The sequence below is a fragment of the Mucilaginibacter sp. PAMC 26640 genome, assembly GCA_001596135.1.
GTDB lineage: Bacteria > Bacteroidota > Bacteroidia > Sphingobacteriales > Sphingobacteriaceae > Mucilaginibacter.
In genome coordinates, this window is the sequence record CP014773.1 from 3,952,500 (window position 1) to 3,972,168 (window position 19,669).

Genomic DNA, 19,669 nt, shown 5'->3' on the forward strand with positions numbered 1-19,669 from the left:
TTAACAGATCAGCATGAAGTATTATTTCCTGTCATTTTCTAAAGCGCATTTTTTCTCCCAAAAAGAGATGTTTATGCTATTGGGATTGCTGATGTTTTCGTTTCATGCTTCGGCACAAACCGATACTATAAAAAAACTAAAGGAGATACAGGTAAAAGCGAAATTTGCACCAAATGTTCAAACACTTGTTCCAACACAAGTGCTCAATCAAAAAGATTTTGCGGGGATTGGCGCTTTTAATGTGGCCGACGCAGTGCGCAATTTCACGGGTGTAAATATCAAGGATTACGGTGGCATCGGCGGGTTGAAAACAATTTCGGTACGCAGCCTGGGCGCAAGTCACACCGCGGTATTATTCGACGGCGTACAACTCAACGATGCCCAAAACGGGCAAATTGACCTGAGTAAATTTAATTTGATAAATGTACAGGACATTGTTCTTTACAACGGCCAACCCGAAAGCCTGTTGCAACCCGCCAGATCCTTTGCATCGGCAAGCGTACTTAGCATAAAAACCACCCAGCCAATTTTAACGCCTGCAAAACCGTATCAAATCCAGGCAGGGGTAAAGGGAGGGACCTTTGGGCTAATCAATCCCTATTTGCAATGGCAGCAACGCATTAGCAGCCAGTGGTCTTTTATAGCCAACGGAAACTACATCCAGGCCAACGGGCAGTATAAATTTAAAGTTGATGGTGATAGATCGGATACCTTAGCTATCCGCAAAAATGGTGATGTTAAATCGCTACAAAGCGACGCAGCATTGTACTGGACAAAAAACGATAGCAATAAATTCAACATCCACATAAATTATTATAATGCAAAGCGCGGTTTACCCGGCGCTATAGTATATTATAACCCAGCTACCGGACAACGATTAAACAATGAAGATTTATTTGGCCAGGCTACTTATCAGCATACCTGGTTAAATGGATTGGCCTTGTTACTCAACAGTAAAGTATCACAACTTAAAACATCCTATTACGATCCTAACTTTTTAAATGCACAGGGCTTCATAACACAGCATTACAAACAACGCGAGTACTACCAGTCTGCTGCACTGGCTTACCATTTGCTGCCCAATTGGGAGATATCATGTGCGATAGATGCTTCCCGGGTAAATGTCGATGCCGACATTTACAATTATGCTTCCCCTACGCGCTTTACGCTATTAAATGTATTGGCCTCCAACTATAAAATAGGCCGTTGGATTTTCCACGGCAACCTGCTTCAAACTAACCTTTCCGAAACTGTCAAAAGTGGAACAGCATCTAGAAGTCAATCCATCTTGTCTCCAACGTTAATGGCATCTGTAAAGCCGTTTGCAATTCAAAACCTTCAGTTCAGGGCATTTTACAAAAACGTTTTTAGAGCGCCTACCTTAGATGAACTTTATTTTTTTGCTTTCGTACCCCGAACCATTAAACCGGAATTTGTAAAGGAATACGATTTAGGATTTACCTGGTCTAAAAACCTTAACAACCTACTGGAATACGTTACGGTAACTACTGATGCCTATTATAATGATGTAACTAACAAGATCCAGGCAATACCAAATCAAAATCCCGCGATATTTTCTTTTAGCAACCTTGGCAAGGTAAACATCAGGGGGGTAGATTTGGGAATCAAAACCCAAAGCCGGCATTTTAATAGGTGGAGCGGTTCACTCAGTGCAAATTATACCTATCAGCAGGCACAGGATGTAAGCAACCCTGGTGCATCAACCTATCTTGGCCAAATAGCTTACACGCCTAAAAATACGCTAGCCTTAAACGGAGGGCTCAATCATGGCAACCTGGGGGTTTATTATAATTACCTGTTTTCCTCATCAAGATACTACACCGGTAATAATGACCCGCAATACAAGTTGCCTGTTTATGCTATCAGTGATGCCTCAGCTGTTTATAGATTGATGAGCGGGCACATTCCATTGCTCGCCTCAATAGAAGTTAATAACCTATTTAATAAAAATTACGCTGTCATTCGCAGTTTCCCCATGCCGGGCCGGTCGTACAGATTCTCTATTCAAATAACAATTTAAAATTACACTATGAAGCAATTCAAACTTAAAACTCTTTTAGCGGCCACCGCACTTATTAGCCTGCTGGCATCATGTAGCAAAGATTATGTACCTGCCCCGGATGCGCCAACTGCCGAACGCGCCGGTATCTATATCTTAAATGAAGGTGGCTTTGGGCACAATAACAGTTCGTTAACCTATTATAATTACAGCGCTAAAACAACTACCCCTGATATATTTGCAGCGGTAAATGCCGGGGCAGGAATTGGTGATACTGGTAACGACATTAAAGTTTATGGTTCAAAAATGTATGTCGTAGTAAACGTATCGAGTACTATTGAGATCATTGATCCTAAAACAGCGAAATCTATCAAGCAAATTAAACTTTTTGACGGAACAAAGGCCCGTCAGCCCCGCTCTGTTGTTTTCAATAAAAACAAAGCATTCATTTCTACCTATGATGGCAAAGTTGCTGTGCTGGATACTGCTAGTCTGGTAGTTGAAAAATACATTTCAGTTGGCCGTAACCCGGAGCAAATGGTGGTTTCTAATGGGAAACTATATGTTGCTAATTCCGGCGGGCTCGATTCTTTCACGCCCGGTGTAGGGCCGGATAAAACGGTCTCTGTTATTGATTTAAACACCCTGACCGAGCTTAAAAAAATTGAGGTACCGAGCAACCCAATAGATATTGCTGCTGATGCTTATGGTGATGTTTACGTGATTTCTTACGGTACCGATTATCCATCCAAACCACTTTTAACCATTATAGATAATGCTAACGATGCTGTTAAAAAAAGCACCAGTATCGATGCAGGTTATGGTTCATCTTTCCTCATAAATGGCGACCTGGCTTATTATCTTACCGATGCAGGAAAGGTTAAAGTGTACAATGTAAAAAATGATGTCGTTTCTAACGAAAACTTCATAACTGATGGAACAACTTTTTCTGTAGCTTACGACCTTGCTATAGATAACACCACCGGCGAAGTTTTTGTTACCGATGCGATTGATTACGTAAGTAACGGAAAACTGTATGCCTTTGATAAAACAGGTAAAAAGGAATATATTTTAACTACAGGGGTAAACCCGGGTGCTGTAGTTTTAGTGAATAAATAGCGTTTTATAATCCAGTGGATAATCAATAAATTTGCCCTTATGTCAGAACAGAAGACCAATATAAGATTTGTTACCATCCTTTGTATGGTGGTTGCGGCCATTGCGATGCGTATCGTCAATACCCAGTTCCCGGCTTTGAGTAATTTTACACCTGTTGGCGCTGTTGCATTATTTGGCGGTGTTTACTTTACCCGGAAATGGGAAGCTTACGCGGTGCCGCTAGCAGCCCTTTTTGTAAGCGATATCGTTATTAATTATATTTATACATCTTCACTTACATTTTATAGCACATCGCTTTACATGTATGGTTGTTTTATATTAATGGTATTTGTAGGTACTTTAATAAAAAAAGTAAACGTGGTAAACCTGGCTACCGCTTCGGTAGTATCCGTGTTGATTCACTGGTTAATAATGGATCTCCCATTTGTTTATGGTCTCCCGGCAACATGGGCCAACTACACTAACTTACTAATGAAGGCTGTTTATCCGTTTGAAACCAACATGCTGATAAGTGATGCCATATACGGCGCAATCCTTTTCGGCGGTTTTGAACTGGCAAAAAGTAAGTACACAAGCCTACAAGGTAAAAAACAACTGGCACTTTAGAGGCCTCAATAGCGCATAATCAAAAGCGGTTCTGTTTAGGCAGAGCCGCTTTTTTGTTTGCCTGAAAATCGATACGGCAGTCCATAAAACTTAAATTTACAGCATGAAAAAGATAGTGATCCTTACCGGAGCAGGCATCAGTGCGGAAAGTGGTTTAAAAACTTTTAGAGATAGCGACGGCTTATGGGAAGGCTATAACATAGAAGATGTGGCTACTCCCGAAGCCTGGGAACGAAACCCGGCAATGGTGCAGCAGTTTTACAACGAGCGCCGTAAATCTGTTTTAGAGGCTAAACCAAATGCAGCTCACCTGGCGCTTGCCCGGCTGGAGGAAAAGTATCAAGTAACTATCATTACCCAAAATATAGATGATCTGCACGAGCGCGGCGGCTCTACCAATGTAGTGCATCTGCATGGTATTATTACCCGCTCACAATCAAGTCTTAACCCAAGGCTCACATATCCTATAGTTGGATGGGAGATTAAAATGGGGGATAAATGTGAAATGGGGTCGCAACTCCGGGCGCATGTAGTTTGGTTTGGTGAAGCGGTGCCCATGATTGAAACAGCTGCGCAGATCTGTGCAGAAGCTGATATTTTCATTCTCGTAGGAACGTCGCTGGCCGTCTACCCGGCGGCAGGGTTAATTAACTATGTACCACGTGATGTGACCCGTTATATCATTGATCCAAATATTCCGGTGTCATCAAGCTCCAGGGTGGTGGAGATGCCATTTAAAGCGTCTGTTGGGGTGCCAATGCTGGTGGATGAATTATTAATGGCTGATCACCGATAAAGGTATTGACGGTTGCCACATCAACTAATTTTATTTACTTTGGGTTATGAAGTTTACCGTTGTTGTTCTTTTAGCATCTGCTATTTATTTTTCGTCATCCTTTTCTGTCGTGAGTGCTCAAACGAAAATTATCGAAAACAGTAGCATTTTCAACTTGGGGACATTTAATGCCTGCCATGCGTCAACCATTGTACAACTAGGCAAGCAAACGCTGATGGCTGCCTGGTTTGCAGGCGACCATGAAGGCAGTAGTGATGTAGCTATCTGGGCATCTATTAAAACAGCAGCCGGCTGGAGCAAACCTGTAAATATTGCGGATGGTAAACAGACGGACGGTAAAACGATTGCGTGTTGGAACCCTGTATTGTTTAAAACAGCCGACGGGAAATTATACCTGCACTACAAAGTTGGGCCAAATCCTCGGGAATGGTGGGCACTGTATAAAGTATCTGCTGATGAGGGTAAAACATGGTCAGCTGCCGTCAAATTGCCGGATGGTTTTTTGGGACCGATAAAAGATAAACCTATACAATTAACATCAGGCAAAATTTTATATCCATCGAGCGTGGAAAGTGTGGATGAAAAATCATGGACCATTCACCTTGAGCAAACCGACGCTGATTTGACTCACTGGCAAAAGATCACGATCAACTGTGATACCTTTCAGGCCATACAGCCAACAATTTTAGTGTATCCCCACAATCGTTTACAATTACTTGCCCGAAGCAAACAGAATGTGCTGGTACAAAGCTGGTCTGAAAATGGTGGTGCCAGTTGGAGCAAGGTTGCCAAAACCAGTATCCCCAATCCAAACTCAGGCGTTGATGCGGCTACCACAAATAGCTTCCAGCAGTACCTGGTTTACAATCCGTTAACGGCAGGTAAAAATTGGTGGGAGGGAAGGTCGGTACTTAAACTGGGTACATCGGCAGATGGCATCCATTGGGCAGACGTTTTTACATTTGAAAATGAAACCAGCGGTGAGTTCAGTTACCCGGCAGTTATTTATGACCCAGCCGGTTTTCTGCATGTAACTTATACCGATAAGCGCAAACAGATTAAGTATTTTAAGCTGGCAGCAAAATGATCCGGTTATTTATTGTCCAACTACAATCAGGTCTTTTTTATCCAGCCAGCCGGTGCTTACCTGGCCTCTGTCATTTGTAAATATTACGTAGATATAACCGTTTTTATCATCCAGGGCTTTTAGCCGCACATTGTTGAAGCGATTAATATAAGCCCGGCGTACCGAAGCTGCTGTTGGTTCGGTATGGAAATTGGCTTGTGTACTGAAAACGGTGAAAATTTTACCCACGTCGCCACCTTTTATAGTTGGCACAGCGGTATCCGCAGGCTGGGTAACCTGTTCGGGTTTCTTAACTGTAGTAGAAATAACTTTAGGTTTCAGAGAATCTTTTTTGTTTTTCTTGGCAACAATCACTTTTGGTCTGGCTGTATCTTTATGTTTGATCTTAACCGGAACTTCATTTTTATTCTGTTCAGCTTTGGTGCTGTTAATTGCGCTTACGGTGTCTTTTCTTTTGATAGCGCCCACAGCAGTTTCGCCCGTAATTAGGTAGCGCCCGGCAACGCCCCCCAATCCAAGTGTCAACAAAGCAATCCCAATAATTGCACCATTGGAGATGCCCTTTTTTAAATGACTTATCTGCGGTATTTTATTATTATCAGCGGTTATAGAACTTAATTGTTGATTGCGCTGGGTAAGCGTTTCTTTCAATTGCAATAGTTGCTGCAGCTGGCTTTTCGTTTTGGCACGTTCCTGAAGCAAGGCGGTTTGTAGGCGCTCATTCTCGTTTTGCAGGATCAGTGCACGCTCGTCTTTGTTTTTTACGGCAAGTACGCTGTGCTGCATTAAAATGGTATCGCGCAATTCCATACCGTTAGCAAACCGCTCTCGGGGATCCTTTTTCAGGCACTTATCAACAAGGTTTAAAAACCATTCCGGCACCTGCATCTCCCGTTCATGAATTTCTTTGCTCCAACTTGCCGGCATGTTCTGATCTCGCAGTTTTAACGGATCTGGCGGCTGGCTGTCCATGTGGGCAAGCATCACATGGTTGCGGGCGGTTTGGCCGTTATCATTTAATGGGAACGGAACTACACCAGCCAAAAGCTCATATAGAACTATTCCATAACTGTAAACATCAGACTGCGGCAACATGCTGCCCTCATTTTGCTCAGGCGCCATAAATTCCACTGCGCCGGCATTTCGCAAACTATCACGACGCTGCTCGTCGCTCATGATAGCCAGGCCAAAATCCAGCAATACGTAGTTGCCTGTATTAGCGTTGTACTTTACATTGTTACTTTTAATATCGCCATGTTTTACCGACACCTTATGGCAATGGTTTAATGCATTTGCCAATTGGTCGGCTACTTTTATTAATTCGGGAATAGTAAATACCGCATCGTGAGGGGGTTTCAGTAATTCTGCCAGATCCGGGCCCTCAATAAATTCCATTTCAATGAAGGGGAAAGAGCCACTCTCAGTGATCCCGAAGTTAAGGATCTTCACCACGTTCGGGTTTGGCTTTTCATTAACCTTTTTTAGTTTCTCAACTTCATTTTTAAAGTCGCTATAGTTTTTATCGTCGTCAGTTTCTGTAATAACAGGGGTGGGTAGCAGCTTTACGGCAACCAGTATATCACCGGTACGTTTAGCTTTATAAACCGAACCCTGGCCACCGGTGCGTAGCGCGCCCATATTTTGGAGTCCTTCAGCTATCGTAAAAATTTTACCCATAAATTGTAATTTGCATACGCAGTTTTTTCAGGCCACCTAACTTAACGTAGACCGAATAGCCTTTAAAAGGCTTAATGAAAATACTAAAAATTTTAATAAAGCAAAGATAATCTGGAAATTGATCTTCATTGCACGCCGCATTTCGAAAATTGCTAAACTGAACATCATTTGACCAATTCCAAAACCATCTGGCCAATTTGATGTTGTTCATCAAAATCTAGTCATATGAACAATTTTTTCAGAGGAATCATAGCAGCCTGGGGCGCTAAAAAGTTAGGTGGCGGTTGTTTTTCAACCATTGTAATCTTTATAGTTATATGGGTATTGTTGGGTAAATGCAACCAGCGGTCTAACGCTAGCCCGGTAGTACCACAGAAAAAGATTACAATGTTGATGAACACAGATAATCATTTCCGGGCTGCATAAATATTGATTTGCGCAGCCATACCGTTAAAACTGGTTGAATAACCATCGTAATAATACGTAAGATAAATATACAGTCGCGGTTAGAAAAACAAGCATAACGATGATTATGAATATAACTATCCCATTTCCGTTTCCCTGATGTTTGCCTTCCTGGTAATGTTCTTTCAGCAGCTTGATATTGCGGGTGTTCGCTTTAAAATAAAAGTCGGTTATCTGGCCAAGTAATGGGATAGCTCCTATCAATCCATCTACGCAAATATTAACGGCCATTAAAACCAGCACTTTGCGACTTACGCCGCCATTTTTTGCAATTATAAACAACAGCGAAGCTGCGACGACGAAGCCTGATAAATCCCCGGCGACGGGGATAAAATTCAGGATTGGATCAAGCCCGAACCGAAAGTTGGTGCCGGGCACCCGGAACTTGTCATCCATCACGGAAGCTATTCGTTCTACCCATTTCAACTGGCCGGTGAGCGCTAAATTTTTGTCTTGCTGTTTCATATCTTAATAAATAAATACTTCGCTACGCAATTTGTTTTGTTGCGGTATGGTTATTGTTCAATTTATGGCAAAAGTGTTTATTTATAAATTAATTTATTTGTTATGAATACCAGTAAAAACAAGAATGCCACACAGGGAAGTTCAACCTCCGATCGTGCTTTTAACGATCAAACAGAAATACAAAAACAAAAGGGGATCAGCAATTCGGGTGGACAACGATCAGACCAGACGTCAAGCAAAGACGGTAAACACACGCCCGAGCAGAAAAAATAATAGTAATGAACGCCCCACCAAGGGGCGTTTTTTATTTGTTATAAATCACCACAATCACTTTGGCTTTTTATGCTTTAATTAGCGTAATGCTTACAAGCACTATCATATTCATCTTTATTTTACTTTTAGTTTCGGTTAGCGTATATGCCCTCGGTAAACTCACTTTGGCGGGAACCATAACAGGTGCATTAACTGCTATCTCTCTTTATCTCGGATTTTTATTTGCCGGATTATCATTACTGGGAACATTTTTTATACTGGCTACACTGGCCACTTGGTGGCAAAAGCGCGTGAAGGCCCAAACCGGCAATTTTAAGCATCCGGAAAAAAGAAATGCCTACCAGGTTGTGGCCAATGGAGGGATTGCCGCATTTTTTGGGCTTTTGAATTTTTACGGTTTCTCCTACTATAATTCATTCGCCACATTGGCGGCAGCTGCATTGGCTTCAGCTACAGCTGATACCTTATCATCAGAAATGGGCACCGTTTACGGTAAGCGTTTTTACAACGTTATCACCTTTAAAACCGATTTAAATGGGAGGGATGGCGTTATCAGTTTGGAAGGAACGCTTATAGGTATAGCAGGCTCGGTTGCTATAGCATTAGTTTTCTCTGTCTCGGCCGGCTTTAGTCGGCACTCCATTATCATCCTTATAGCAGGTACTGCCGGGAACCTTTTCGATTCGGTTTTGGGTGCCACGCTGGAGCGTAAGGGCTATATTAAAAACAACATCGTGAATTTCTTAAATACTGCATTTGCTGCCCTGCTGGCTTATTTGATTCTGCTTATCTAACTACCAACTGAGCGGTGTTCCGGTTGGTTTGTTTCATCAGGATAGCCTTACCTGAGGTGATCTCGTTAAGCGATGCATCAGTGTAATGCCTCAAAGTGATCAGGGTTAAATTGTCGTTATATTTTACTTTAAATCCTAATTTAAGATCGGTTAAGAGCTTCGGAAACCTCTCTGAAACAAAATCGATACAGGCTGTAAATGTAAGCGCAGAGGTTTGCATCACATTAACCTTTACATGGTTTTTAGCGAAGAAACCAAAGATCTCGCTGAGATGGCTTTCGGAAATAAATGAATAATCAATAGCCGATACCGACAACATCACCTGTTGCTGTTTAACGATAATTACCGGTTTAACAAAGGTATTGGTTACGTTTTCTTTAATTACTGTACCTGTTGCAGAGGGATCTGTGAACGGTTTTACCAAAAGCGGTATCCTGGCATTTTGCAATGGTTTGATGGTTTTGGGGTGGATGACGCTTGCGCCGTAATAAGTCATCTCTATAGCTTCCTGGTAGCTCAATTCGTCAAATTTTACCGTTCCCGGGAAAAACTTGGGGTCGGCATTCAGGATGCCCGGAACATCTTTCCAGGTAGTTACCGATTCGGCGCCCAGGCAGGATGCGATAATGGATGCGGTATAGTCAGAGCCTTCGCGACCTAACGTGGTAGTAAAGTTTTCTGATGTACCACCAATAAATCCCTGGGTTACAATTACAGTTTTTGATAGCAATGCAGGGATATCTTTTTGAATGCTTTCCCTGGTTTTATCCCAATCAACTTCGCCCTCACGGTAAGTGTTGTCGGTATGGATATAACTACGCACATCCAGCCATTTACTGGTGATGCCTTCATGATTAAACCAGGCGTTTACAATCCGCGTGGACACCAGTTCTCCTATAGAAACGATCTGGTCATAAATAAAGTCGTAATCGTCGTGCGGTTCGTCCTCTATCATCCAATCAATCTCTACAAAGGTATTCTCCACTTCATCAAAAACCGGGTCATTTGCATCAAATAATTCGGAAAGAATTTGATAGTGGTAATGTTTGATTTTTTCAAAAACTACATGTACATCTTCCCCGCCGTACACATAGGCATTCGTAAGCTTTTCAAGGGCATTTGTAGTTTTGCCCATAGCAGAAACCACTACCAATATTTGATTGCCGGCATAAGCGTTCATTACTTTACCTAAATTAACAACACCTTGTGCGTCTTTTACAGATGCGCCTCCGAATTTGAATACCAGCATTTTTATTTGACGTATTGTGCAATTACAGCGTTTGGCCTTATCAATGTTTTTATATCAGCGTAAGGAATAATAATTTCGGTTTGCCCCGCCGCGTAAGGTTTAATTTCATATTGATTGTAAACGAACCTTATACCGATAGGGGTGAGCAAATAATTTTCGTTCAGTGCGAACTTATTATCTTTGAAAAAGTAATCGCGTGCAAGCGATGAAGTATCTTTCAGCTTTTCATCTTTCCTGAATATACGCTCAGCAGCTTTGTTTAGTTGGGCTTTGTACCCGTCTATTAAAATTTCATCTATAGTTATTTGCTTGTTTGCCTTTGGGTTCCAATTTAAAAAACCGGTAAAGCTGCTACCATGCGCACCACCCTGGAAAGTATAACCGCCATATTCCAAAGCCACCAGTGCAGAATCCTGATCGATTATTTTGGCATAACTATTCAGTGTGTAAAACATCTGCGATTTTGGATTGCTTTTCTTAAAACTCGTATAAGATTTTAAGAAATTCCTGGTCATCTCCTGGATCGAGCTGTCGGGTTTACCCTGCATGACAAACATACCGGTAAGTTTCCTTGCTATACTATCGTTTAAAGCGCGCTGCCCTTTAAATACCGGGAAAGTTAATTTCACACTGCTACACAGGCTGTCTGCCTTATCGCCGCAATCTGCTCCGCGTTCTGTTATTTTCTGATAACTATAAGCAAGTGTGTCTTTAAAAACATCACCCTTTTGCGTTGCCGGTGCATTGCCGAATTTGCAAGCTGCCAGCGAGAATGTTAAAAAACAAAGTACTGCACGTGTTTTCATCACTTAAATTTTATTACCTGTTCCTTAGAAAGTGCCGCGTTCAACCAGCCGGCCTCAATGTTTGCCTCGTATTTGCGATAAAATTGGATAGCCAGCTCGTTCCAATCAAGCACCTGCCAAACCATCCCATTAAAGCCCAGCTCCCGGGTTTCCTGTATGATCCTGTTAAACAATAATTTACCCAGGCCTTTACCACGATGCGATTCGGTAATGACCAAATCCTCCAGATACAGGCGCTGACCTTTCCAGGTAGAGTAACGGACGTAATACAAAGCAAAGCCGACAATGATACCGCCGTCTTCTACCACAAAAGCTTTCCACACAGGGGTAATACCAAAACCTGCATCCTCAAATTCCTGCAAAGTGACTGTAACCGCATCCGGTTCCTTTTCAAATATCGCCAGCTCGACTACCAGTTCCAACAAACGCGGACAATCGGCTTTGACGGCTTGGCGTAAACCCGCCGCTTCCTGAAGAGGGAAAATTTGGTCTGCTTGTTTAATATTGTGATCCATTAATTCTATAAATTCGTTGATTTGGATTAGCTCAAAAAGTGCTGCCTAAACCAGTTATTGTTTAATATTCCGCGTCCCGAAAATAGTACTTCCCAATCTTATCATGTTACTGCCTTGTTCAATAGCCAACTTGTAGTCTGAAGACATTCCCATCGATAGCGTATCAAACGAATCTTCTTTACGGAAAAAGCTGGTTTTAATGCCATCGAAAAAGGTTTTAAGTTCGTAGTATTCTTCTTTAACTTGTTTTTCGTTATCCGTATTAGTGGCAATGCCCATCAGTCCGCGGATTCGAATATTTTTTAATGCACCGTATTCTTCGCTTCGCAACAGCTCTATTGCCTCGTCGAATCCCAATCCAAACTTTGTTTCTTCATCAGCGATATAAATCTGTATGAGGCAATCAATTACCCGTTTGTTTTTCTCGGCTTGCTTGTTGATCTCCAGCAATAGCTTCATGCTATCTACCGACTGGATCATACTGACAAACGGGGCTATGTATTTTACCTTGTTGGTTTGTAAGTGGCCAATCAGGTGCCATTGGATATCTTTTGGCAAGTTTGCCTCCTTTTCTACCATTTCCTGTACAATGTTCTCGCCAAAGAAGCGTTGTCCTGCATCATAGGCCTCTTTAAGGTCTTCGGCGGGTTTGGTTTTAGAAACAGCCAGCAAAGTCACCTTTATTCCGTCGGTTTCCTTTTTTAGGCTTTTGATATTATCTGCAATGCTCATTTATCAGTAAATTTGCTTTTTATAAACGCCGCTAAATTACAGAATGCATAAACATATCATCTTGTTTTTTTCAGTATTGCTATTTTTAACCGCATGTGGTGGTGACAAAACTCCAGACGGAATAATTCCCGAACCCCAAATGACCAGTTTGCTTACTGATGTTCACCTGGCTGACGGTGCCTTGTACACCATACCCCAGGTACCGGATAGCTTGTATAAATATGGGACAGCGAAGTATGTTGCTGTATTTAAAAAACACAGGGTAACTGCTCAGCAATTTGACAAAAGCTTTAAATATTATACCACTCAGCCCGAACAGTTGGCAGATATTTATAACCAGATTGCGGCCAATATAAAAAACAAAACAGATTCATTAAACAAAAGTAATACGCCTAAAACAAACAATGCTATACCCGCAAAATAGTGCAGATAAACTGGGTTTTACCGAGATAAAGGAATTGATAAAGGCACACTGCCTGAGTGTTATGGGCCAGCAAATGGTTGATAAGATACAGGTGATGAGTAATTATGATCTGATAAACAAATTTTTAAACCAGGCTAATGAGTTTAAAAACATCCTCCAAAACGACGATGCGCTGCCCATAAACCACTTTTACGATATTAAATCGCTTGCCAATAAGGCAAGGATTGAAGGTGCTTTCCTGTCTGAAGAAGAATTTTTCCAGGTGCAAGCTTCGCTTACAACGGTGTTTGCGGTGATTGCTTATTTTAACGAGCGTAAAGATGTTTATCCAAATTTGGAGGCGCTTTTCGAACATTTGCCGATAGAAAAAGCGATCCTTAAAAAAATTGACCTGGTCATTGATCAAAAAGGTAAGATCAGAGTTAACGCCTCAAGGGAGTTATTAGATATAACAACCGGAATAGCAAAAGCAGAACAGGAAGCGCGCAAAAAGATAGACCAGATATTTAAAGCTGCTACATCAAGCGGATGGACGGCAGACGGTTCACTAACCGTGCGCGATGGCAGGCTTTGTATTCCGCTTTTAGCAGAAAACAAGCGTAAAGTAAAGGGATTTATCCATGATGAATCCGCATCCGGCCAAACCGTTTATCTGGAGCCTGAGGAAGTTTTTACGCTAAACAACCGCGTGCGCGACCTGGAGTTTGACCGCCGCCGGGAGATCATAAAAATACTGACTGCTTTAACCGACGAATTGCGGCCATACGTGCCGCTGCTTTTGTCATACCATGGGCTGCTAACCAAACTTGATTTTGTACGCGCCAAGGCGCTGTTTGCCATTGATATAGAAGCGGAGATGCCGAAGCTGGTAAATGAAGGCCGGATGACCTTATATAATGCACGCCACCCGCTGCTGTTTCTTAATTTTAAAAAGGAAAAAAAAACGGTAGTGCCGCTTAATGTATCGATAAACGAAGGTACCCGCATTATTGTCGTATCAGGGCCAAATGCCGGGGGTAAATCTGTTTGTATGAAAACTGTTGGGCTGCTGCAAATGATGGTGCAGGCAGGCTTGCTTATTCCGGCCGGTGCTGATAGCACAGCAGGTGTATACAAACAGCTTTTTGTAGATATTGGCGACGACCAATCCATAGAAAGTGATTTGAGTACTTACAGCGCGCATCTTTCAAAGATGAAGCACTTTGTAGAGAACGCAAATGGCAAAACGCTGATACTGATAGATGAATTTGGAACCGGTACCGATCCTCAATTTGGCGGGCCGATTGCGGAAGCCGTGCTGGAAGCGCTTAATCATAAAAAAGTAAGGGGTATGGTTACCACCCACTACTCTAATTTAAAGATCTTCGCCAGCCACACCGAAGGTATAGAGAACGCATCGATGCTATTTAACAATACAGAGATGAAGCCCTTATACATGCTGGAGGTGGGTAAGCCGGGAAGTTCTTATGCCTTCGAGATTGCGCAGAAGATAGGTTTGCCGCTAAATGTGCTAAATCTTGCCCGAAATAAAGTGAGTGCCGGCCAGAAGAAAGTGGATAGCCTGCTGGTTGATCTGGAGCGTGAAAAAAAGGAGATCTTCGACACTAAGCATCATTTGGATAGGCAGCAACGCCGGGTAAATACCTTGTTGGCCGAAAATGAAGAGCTTAAGACATTTTTGGATGAGAACCGCAAAACCCTCATGAAAGAGGCCAAGCAGGAAGCCAAGAGCATTATATTAAATGCTAATAAACTGGTAGAAAACACCATAGCCGAAATAAAAAGCAGTAACGCGGATAAAGAGGTAACCAAAACTTTACGCGATAACCTATCTGCCGAGGTGAAAAAGAATACGGTTAAAACTGACGCACCGAAACCCGTTATCGCAACTGATGAGGAAATCAAAGTTGGTGATTGGGTAAAGTTGATAGATGGTGATACCACGGGCCAGATCTTGGAACTGATAAAAGACAATGTGGTACTTGCCATGGGCGAACTGCGCACCGTAGTAAAGCGTAAACGGGTTGAGAAAATAACCCGTGCGGCAGTGCCTAAAGAATTACGCCGGGCTACTACAAGTGCAAATACAAATACCAGCGATATAGCCAGCTTTAGCCCCGAAATTGATGTTAGGGGTATGCGTACCGAAGATGCGTTGTTTGCGATAGAGAAGCTGTTTGATCGTGCACTGATGATGAGCTTCGGTACCTTGAAGGTAATACACGGAAAAGGCGACGGGATACTAAGAAAGATGATACGACAGTATCTTAAAAAGTATGACCAGGTTGAAAGGATGGAGGATGAACATGCCGACCGTGGCGGTGATGGCATCACTTACGTTTACTTGAAATAGATTCTATAACTTATTAATTATGAGTCGATTATTGGCTTTTGGTTTAGTAATACTTTTAAGCGCAAATGTATGTAAAAGTATTGCCCAAACAGATGTGAATTACCGGGACAAGCAAATCCATTACATGGGCCGCGTTGCCTATCGGGATAGCGCTGCCGTACTCACCTGGTCAGCTTCATCAGTAGTTATCCTATTCGACGGAACGGGCGCGAAGGCCACCTTACAGGATGAGAGCGGTTATGATTATGTAACCGTGTTAGTTGATGATAAAGTAGTAAACACCATTCGCCCGGAGACAATTAAAAAAGAATATAACCTGATTTCCGGCTTACCGTCGGGTCCCCATAAACTGGAATTGTTTAAACGAACCGAATATGACATGGGTCGTTTGTTATTTTATAAGTTTACTTTAGATGGAACTAGTAAGCTTTTGCCGCCTCCGGTATATAAACACCGGATTGAATTTTATGGCAATTCCATCACGTGTGGTTACGCCATAGAGGATTTGGAGAAAAAAGACCGGGGCACTTTCGAGTTTGAAAATGGTTTCAAAAGCTACGCAACTATCACAGCGCGCCATTTCAATTCCGATTTGTCCATTATTGCAAAAAGCGGCATCGGCATCACCGTAAGCTGGTTTAATTATGTGATGCCGGATATTTACAATCTTACAGACGCCAAACTTCCGGCATCTTTTTGGGATTTCACTCAATATACCCCGGAGGTGGTGGTTGTCAACCTTTTCCAAAATGACTCCTGGATAGTAAGACAGCCGGAGAATGAACAGTTTAAAGCTAGATTTGGGGGCAAAGCACCCGACCCCGATTTTATTATTAACGCATACCAGAATTTTATCGGCAACATTCGCAGTAAATATCCTTCTGCAACTATAATTTGTGCTTTAGGTAGCATGGACGCGACAAAGAAAGGATCTGCCTGGCCAGGATATATTAAAAAAGCCGTTTCAGATTTAAAGGATAAAAAGGTGGTCACCTGTTTTTTTACCTATAAAGATACTTCCGGACACCCAAGCGCAGAAGAGCAGCAGATTATGGCCGATCAATTAATCAGCTTTATACACAAAAAGATGAACTGGTAATATCAGTTATCCTTACTGGGTTTGGTTGTGCCGTTGTTATTTGATCTTACTTTGAACGCAAAATAAGATAGCTATGACAACTCTTTTAAAAGTTGCCATAGCTACTAAATATTATTCTCCAACTTTTTGCTGATCCGGGGTTTCATTTGGCCCGGGTATATTTACGTCATTACCGTCAGCCGTACCTTCGGAATAAGTTTGCTGTGGTTCATTTTTGTTGCTATCGCCATCCGAATTTTCAGTTGCTGTTGCATCTCCTTCATCTGACCGGCCTGTTTTGGAAGCATCATTAGCTTGGGTATAATTTGATTGCCCTGACTGATTTGGGTCTTTAAAGTTGGTATGCTCCGGGTGCTCGTCAGATGGCTCTGTTCGGCGAAAATATTCATTAGTATAGCCGGCATTTTGCGACGGATTGTTTTTATCATCACCGGATGGCGTATTATTGTTTTCGCCAAATTTTTCACCACCTGATCCGGAACCTTCCGAAGCCTTTGCTTTGCCAATCTCTTCCTGACCGCCGCTGCCAAACAAGAAACTTCGTTGTAAGTCTTTTTCTTCTAAATTGTCATCATCCTTAACCTCGTAAGCACTGGGTTTGGTATTTTCATTATCTGGTGTCATGATATTTATAATTTGATGTACTTAGTAAAGCGTTGGCCAAACAAATTGTTTGTTTTTACCTGGTAGTTAATGGGGTTTGGTTAGGATAATGAAACTTTCATTTCGGAGCAAACACAGATTCGATGAAGATTCGCAATGCCCGGAAGCATTAAAAATATTACTGCGTGATATGTCAGGTTGAATTTTCTTAATTTCGCTTTTACCAATTATATACTATGAACAAAGTTGTTAGCGGTGCTGATGAGGCGATCCGCGATATTGAAGACGGCATGACCTTGATGCTGGGGGGATTTGGCATGTGCGGCCTCCCCGAAAATTGCATATCAGCATTGGTAAAAAAAGGCGTTAAGGATCTTACCTGTATCTCTAACAATGCAGGTACGGATGATTTCGGCATTGGATTACTACTGCATCAGCATCAGGTTAAAAAAATGATCTCATCTTATGTTGGCGAAAACGCTGAATTTGAGCGCCAGCTTTTGAGTGGCGAACTAGATGTTGAGTTGATTCCGCAAGGCACACTGGCCACCCGTTGTATGGCTGCCGGCTACGGCATGCCTGCAATATTTACACCTGCAGGCATCGGCACAGAGGTAGCCAATGGCAAAGAAGTACGCAATTTTAAAGGTAAAGATTACTTGATGGAGATGGCTTTCGAAGCCGACTTTGCCATCGTAAAAGCCTGGAAAGGGGATAGGATGGGTAACCTGGTTTACCATTCTACCGCCCGTAATTTTAACCCGGTGATGGCTATGGCCGGCAAGATCACAATTGCGGAGGTAGAACAACTGGTAGAGCCCGGTGAGCTGGACCCGGATCATGTGCATACGCCTGGCATATACGTACACCGCATTTTTCAGGGCGAAAATTATGAGAAGCGGATAGAGAACAGAACGTTGAGAAAGAAAATTTAACATAGCACACGCAGCGTTAATTGTCTTATGCAGTCTTCCTGATTTGAAGATAAAGAATTGCATTTTATTATAGTGTAGTTCAGAGATTGTTTAGTCCCTCTTAATGATGTTTTTATATAATATCGATGTTAGATAAAACTGGAATAGCGAAACGTATCGCTCAAGAAATTAAAGACGGTTACTATGTTAACCTGGGTATTGGCATCCCTACGCTGGTAGCAAATTACATTCCCGATACTATTGATGTGGTATTGCAATCAGAAAACGGACTGCTTGGGATGGGGCCTTTTCCATTTGAAGGGGAGGAGGATCCTGATACTATTAATGCAGGTAAGCAAACCATCACTATGCTGCCGGGCTCGGCTATATTTGACTCGGCGATGAGTTTTGGCATGATCCGCTCAAAAAAGGTAAACCTTACTATATTGGGTGCTATGGAAGTCTCCGAAAACGGTGATATTGCCAATTGGAAAATCCCCGGTAAAATGGTGAAGGGAATGGGAGGGGCGATGGACCTGGTGGCATCGGCAGAGAACATTATCGTTGCCATGCAACATGTAAACAAGGCGGGCGACTCGAAATTGTTACCAAATTGTACATTGCCACTAACAGGTGTAAACTGTGTGAAAAAGATTGTTACAGAACTTGCTGTGCTCGACGTGCTACCTAATGGCGGATTCAAATTGTTGGAACGTGCCCCCGGCGTAAGCGTAGAACAAATAAGAAATGCAACTGCAGGTAAACTGATTATTGAAGGGGAGGTAGCGGAGATGATTATTGAATGATTAAATAAAATTAACAACAACGGTTGGTTGAAACCGACGCTAGCAAAGTTCAAAGCGTAATTCGCATTATCATCTCGCTAAGCAGGGCAAATTATATTCGTAAACTTTTCAAATTTTCAACCCTTAAAACAAAACACTTATATTTACCGCATGAACCACCTGATAGCTCCTTCAATTTTAGCCGCTGATTTTGCCAACCTGCAACGCGATGTTGAAATGATGAATAACAGCCAGGCCGATTGGATGCACGTTGATATTATGGACGGCATGTTTGTGCCCAACATCTCATTCGGTTTCCCGGTGATGAAAGCGGTGAAGCAACATGCCCTAAAACCGCTGGATGTGCACCTGATGATTGTAGATCCCGACAGGTATTTAAAAGCATTTGCTGATGCGGGGGCTTACAGTATTACCGTACATTATGAAGCTTGCCCACATTTACACCGTACCATACAGGCTATAAAAGAGCTGGGTTGTAAAGCTTCAGTCGCCATTAATCCGCATACACCGGTATTGCTTTTAAAAGATATTATTGCAGATTTGGATATGGTGTTGGTCATGTCGGTTAATCCCGGTTTTGGTGGCCAGAAATTTATCCCACACACCTACACTAAAATAGCAGAAGTAAAGCTGCTGGCCAAGGACGTAAACCAAGATCTGCTAATTGAGGTAGATGGTGGAGTTGACAGTTCCAATGCGGCCGATCTTTTATCAGCAGGCGCAAACGTTCTGGTTGCCGGTAATTCGGTATTTTCAGCAGCAAATCCTACAGATGCTATCGCAGAATTAAAACATGCAGCCCTCTAAATTTTACGTCGTTTAAAAGGTGGAGTTGCCTTATGTCAACTATTTTTAAAAAATGCAAA

At 42.3% G+C, this 19,669-nt stretch carries 21 protein-coding genes; 13 read left to right on the forward strand and 8 right to left on the reverse strand.

The window, feature by feature from the left end; genetic code table 11:
* The first annotated feature begins 13 nt into the window (after positions 1–13).
* The 5 genes from A0256_17090 (at position 14) to A0256_17110 (ending at position 5,628) form a co-directional block, all read left to right on the forward strand.
* Positions 14–2,041 (forward strand): hypothetical protein, encoded by a 2,028-nt coding sequence (locus A0256_17090; protein AMR33011.1) that lies wholly within the window; start codon positions 14–16, stop codon positions 2,039–2,041.
* Positions 2,042–2,050: 9 nt separating this feature from the next.
* Positions 2,051–3,139 carry a hypothetical protein gene (locus A0256_17095; GenBank protein ID AMR33012.1) on the forward strand — a complete coding sequence of 363 codons (1,089 nt, stop codon included), beginning with the start codon at positions 2,051–2,053 and terminating at the stop codon, positions 3,137–3,139.
* A 39-nt stretch (positions 3,140–3,178) separates the two neighbouring features.
* On the forward strand, positions 3,179–3,745 hold the full coding sequence (locus tag A0256_17100) for a hypothetical protein (GenBank protein AMR33013.1): 567 nt from the start codon (positions 3,179–3,181) through the stop codon (positions 3,743–3,745).
* Between the two features lie 103 nt (positions 3,746–3,848).
* A complete protein-coding gene (locus A0256_17105) occupies positions 3,849–4,541 on the forward strand; it encodes an NAD-dependent deacylase (protein ID AMR33014.1) in 693 nt (230 codons plus the stop codon).
* Positions 4,542–4,587: 46 nt separating this feature from the next.
* Positions 4,588–5,628 carry a hypothetical protein gene (locus A0256_17110; protein ID AMR33015.1) on the forward strand — a complete coding sequence of 347 codons (1,041 nt, stop codon included), beginning with the start codon at positions 4,588–4,590 and terminating at the stop codon, positions 5,626–5,628.
* 9 nt (positions 5,629–5,637) lie between these two features.
* On the opposite strand, the gene A0256_17115 is transcribed toward A0256_17110, so the two are convergent.
* Positions 5,638–7,305: a hypothetical protein gene (locus A0256_17115; protein AMR33016.1), complete on the reverse strand. Its 1,668-nt coding sequence runs from the start codon at positions 7,303–7,305 to the stop codon at positions 5,638–5,640.
* A complete protein-coding gene (locus tag A0256_17120; protein AMR33017.1) occupies positions 7,298–7,516 on the reverse strand; it encodes a hypothetical protein in 219 nt (72 codons plus the stop codon). Before A0256_17120 ends, A0256_17115 begins: the two co-directional genes overlap by 8 nt.
* A 14-nt stretch (positions 7,517–7,530) precedes the next feature.
* Here A0256_17120 and A0256_17125 point away from each other — a divergent pair, with 14 nt between their 5' ends.
* Entirely contained in the window at positions 7,531–7,731 is a 201-nt protein-coding gene (locus A0256_17125; protein AMR33018.1) for a hypothetical protein, read from the forward strand.
* Positions 7,732–7,755: 24 nt separating this feature from the next.
* On the opposite strand, the gene A0256_17130 is transcribed toward A0256_17125, so the two are convergent.
* Positions 7,756–8,235, reverse strand: coding sequence for a hypothetical protein (locus A0256_17130; protein AMR33019.1), 480 nt, complete (start codon positions 8,233–8,235; stop codon positions 7,756–7,758).
* A 359-nt stretch (positions 8,236–8,594) separates the two neighbouring features.
* Here A0256_17130 and A0256_17135 point away from each other — a divergent pair, with 359 nt between their 5' ends.
* Positions 8,595–9,302: a hypothetical protein gene (locus tag A0256_17135; protein AMR34598.1), complete on the forward strand. Its 708-nt coding sequence runs from the start codon at positions 8,595–8,597 to the stop codon at positions 9,300–9,302.
* Here A0256_17135 and A0256_17140 read toward each other — a convergent pair.
* From A0256_17140 to A0256_17155, 4 genes are read right to left on the reverse strand one after another with little or no spacing between them, the layout of a single operon-like run.
* A complete protein-coding gene (locus A0256_17140) occupies positions 9,295–10,551 on the reverse strand; it encodes an aspartate kinase (protein AMR33020.1) in 1,257 nt (418 codons plus the stop codon). The two genes, A0256_17135 and A0256_17140, sit on opposite strands and share 8 nt — an antisense overlap.
* A gap of 2 nt (positions 10,552–10,553) precedes the next feature.
* Complete coding sequence (locus A0256_17145) at positions 10,554–11,357, reverse strand: hypothetical protein (protein ID AMR33021.1); 804 nt, start codon at positions 11,355–11,357, stop codon at positions 10,554–10,556.
* Positions 11,357–11,872 carry a GNAT family acetyltransferase gene (locus A0256_17150; GenBank protein AMR33022.1) on the reverse strand — a complete coding sequence of 172 codons (516 nt, stop codon included), beginning with the start codon at positions 11,870–11,872 and terminating at the stop codon, positions 11,357–11,359. Before A0256_17150 ends, A0256_17145 begins: the two co-directional genes overlap by 1 nt.
* Positions 11,873–11,926: 54 nt before the next feature.
* Positions 11,927–12,604, reverse strand: coding sequence for a YggS family pyridoxal phosphate enzyme (locus A0256_17155; protein AMR33023.1), 678 nt, complete (start codon positions 12,602–12,604; stop codon positions 11,927–11,929).
* Between the two features lie 43 nt (positions 12,605–12,647).
* Here A0256_17155 and A0256_17160 point away from each other — a divergent pair, with 43 nt between their 5' ends.
* The 3 genes from A0256_17160 to A0256_17170 are packed head-to-tail and all read left to right on the forward strand — an operon-like array spanning position 12,648 to position 16,480.
* On the forward strand, positions 12,648–13,028 hold the full coding sequence (locus tag A0256_17160; GenBank protein AMR33024.1) for a hypothetical protein: 381 nt from the start codon (positions 12,648–12,650) through the stop codon (positions 13,026–13,028).
* Positions 13,009–15,381: a DNA mismatch repair protein MutS gene (locus tag A0256_17165; GenBank protein ID AMR33025.1), complete on the forward strand. Its 2,373-nt coding sequence runs from the start codon at positions 13,009–13,011 to the stop codon at positions 15,379–15,381. Before A0256_17160 ends, A0256_17165 begins: the two co-directional genes overlap by 20 nt.
* 19 nt (positions 15,382–15,400) lie before the next feature.
* Positions 15,401–16,480, forward strand: coding sequence for an electron transporter RnfD (locus A0256_17170; GenBank protein ID AMR33026.1), 1,080 nt, complete (start codon positions 15,401–15,403; stop codon positions 16,478–16,480).
* 111 nt (positions 16,481–16,591) lie between these two features.
* Here A0256_17170 and A0256_17175 read toward each other — a convergent pair whose 3' ends face one another.
* Positions 16,592–17,104 (reverse strand): hypothetical protein, encoded by a 513-nt coding sequence (locus A0256_17175; GenBank protein ID AMR33027.1) that lies wholly within the window; start codon positions 17,102–17,104, stop codon positions 16,592–16,594.
* A 215-nt stretch (positions 17,105–17,319) separates the two neighbouring features.
* Here A0256_17175 and A0256_17180 point away from each other — a divergent pair, with 215 nt between their 5' ends.
* The 3 genes from A0256_17180 to A0256_17190 all read left to right on the forward strand — a co-directional run bounded on the left by A0256_17180 (position 17,320) and on the right by A0256_17190 (position 19,610).
* Positions 17,320–18,018, forward strand: a complete 699-nt coding sequence (locus A0256_17180; GenBank protein AMR33028.1) for a succinyl-CoA--3-ketoacid-CoA transferase — start codon at positions 17,320–17,322, stop codon at positions 18,016–18,018.
* A gap of 125 nt (positions 18,019–18,143) precedes the next feature.
* On the forward strand, positions 18,144–18,803 hold the full coding sequence (locus A0256_17185; GenBank protein ID AMR33029.1) for a succinyl-CoA--3-ketoacid-CoA transferase: 660 nt from the start codon (positions 18,144–18,146) through the stop codon (positions 18,801–18,803).
* A 150-nt stretch (positions 18,804–18,953) separates the two neighbouring features.
* A complete protein-coding gene (locus tag A0256_17190; protein ID AMR33030.1) occupies positions 18,954–19,610 on the forward strand; it encodes a ribulose-phosphate 3-epimerase in 657 nt (218 codons plus the stop codon).
* Positions 19,611–19,669: the final 59 nt, after the last annotated feature.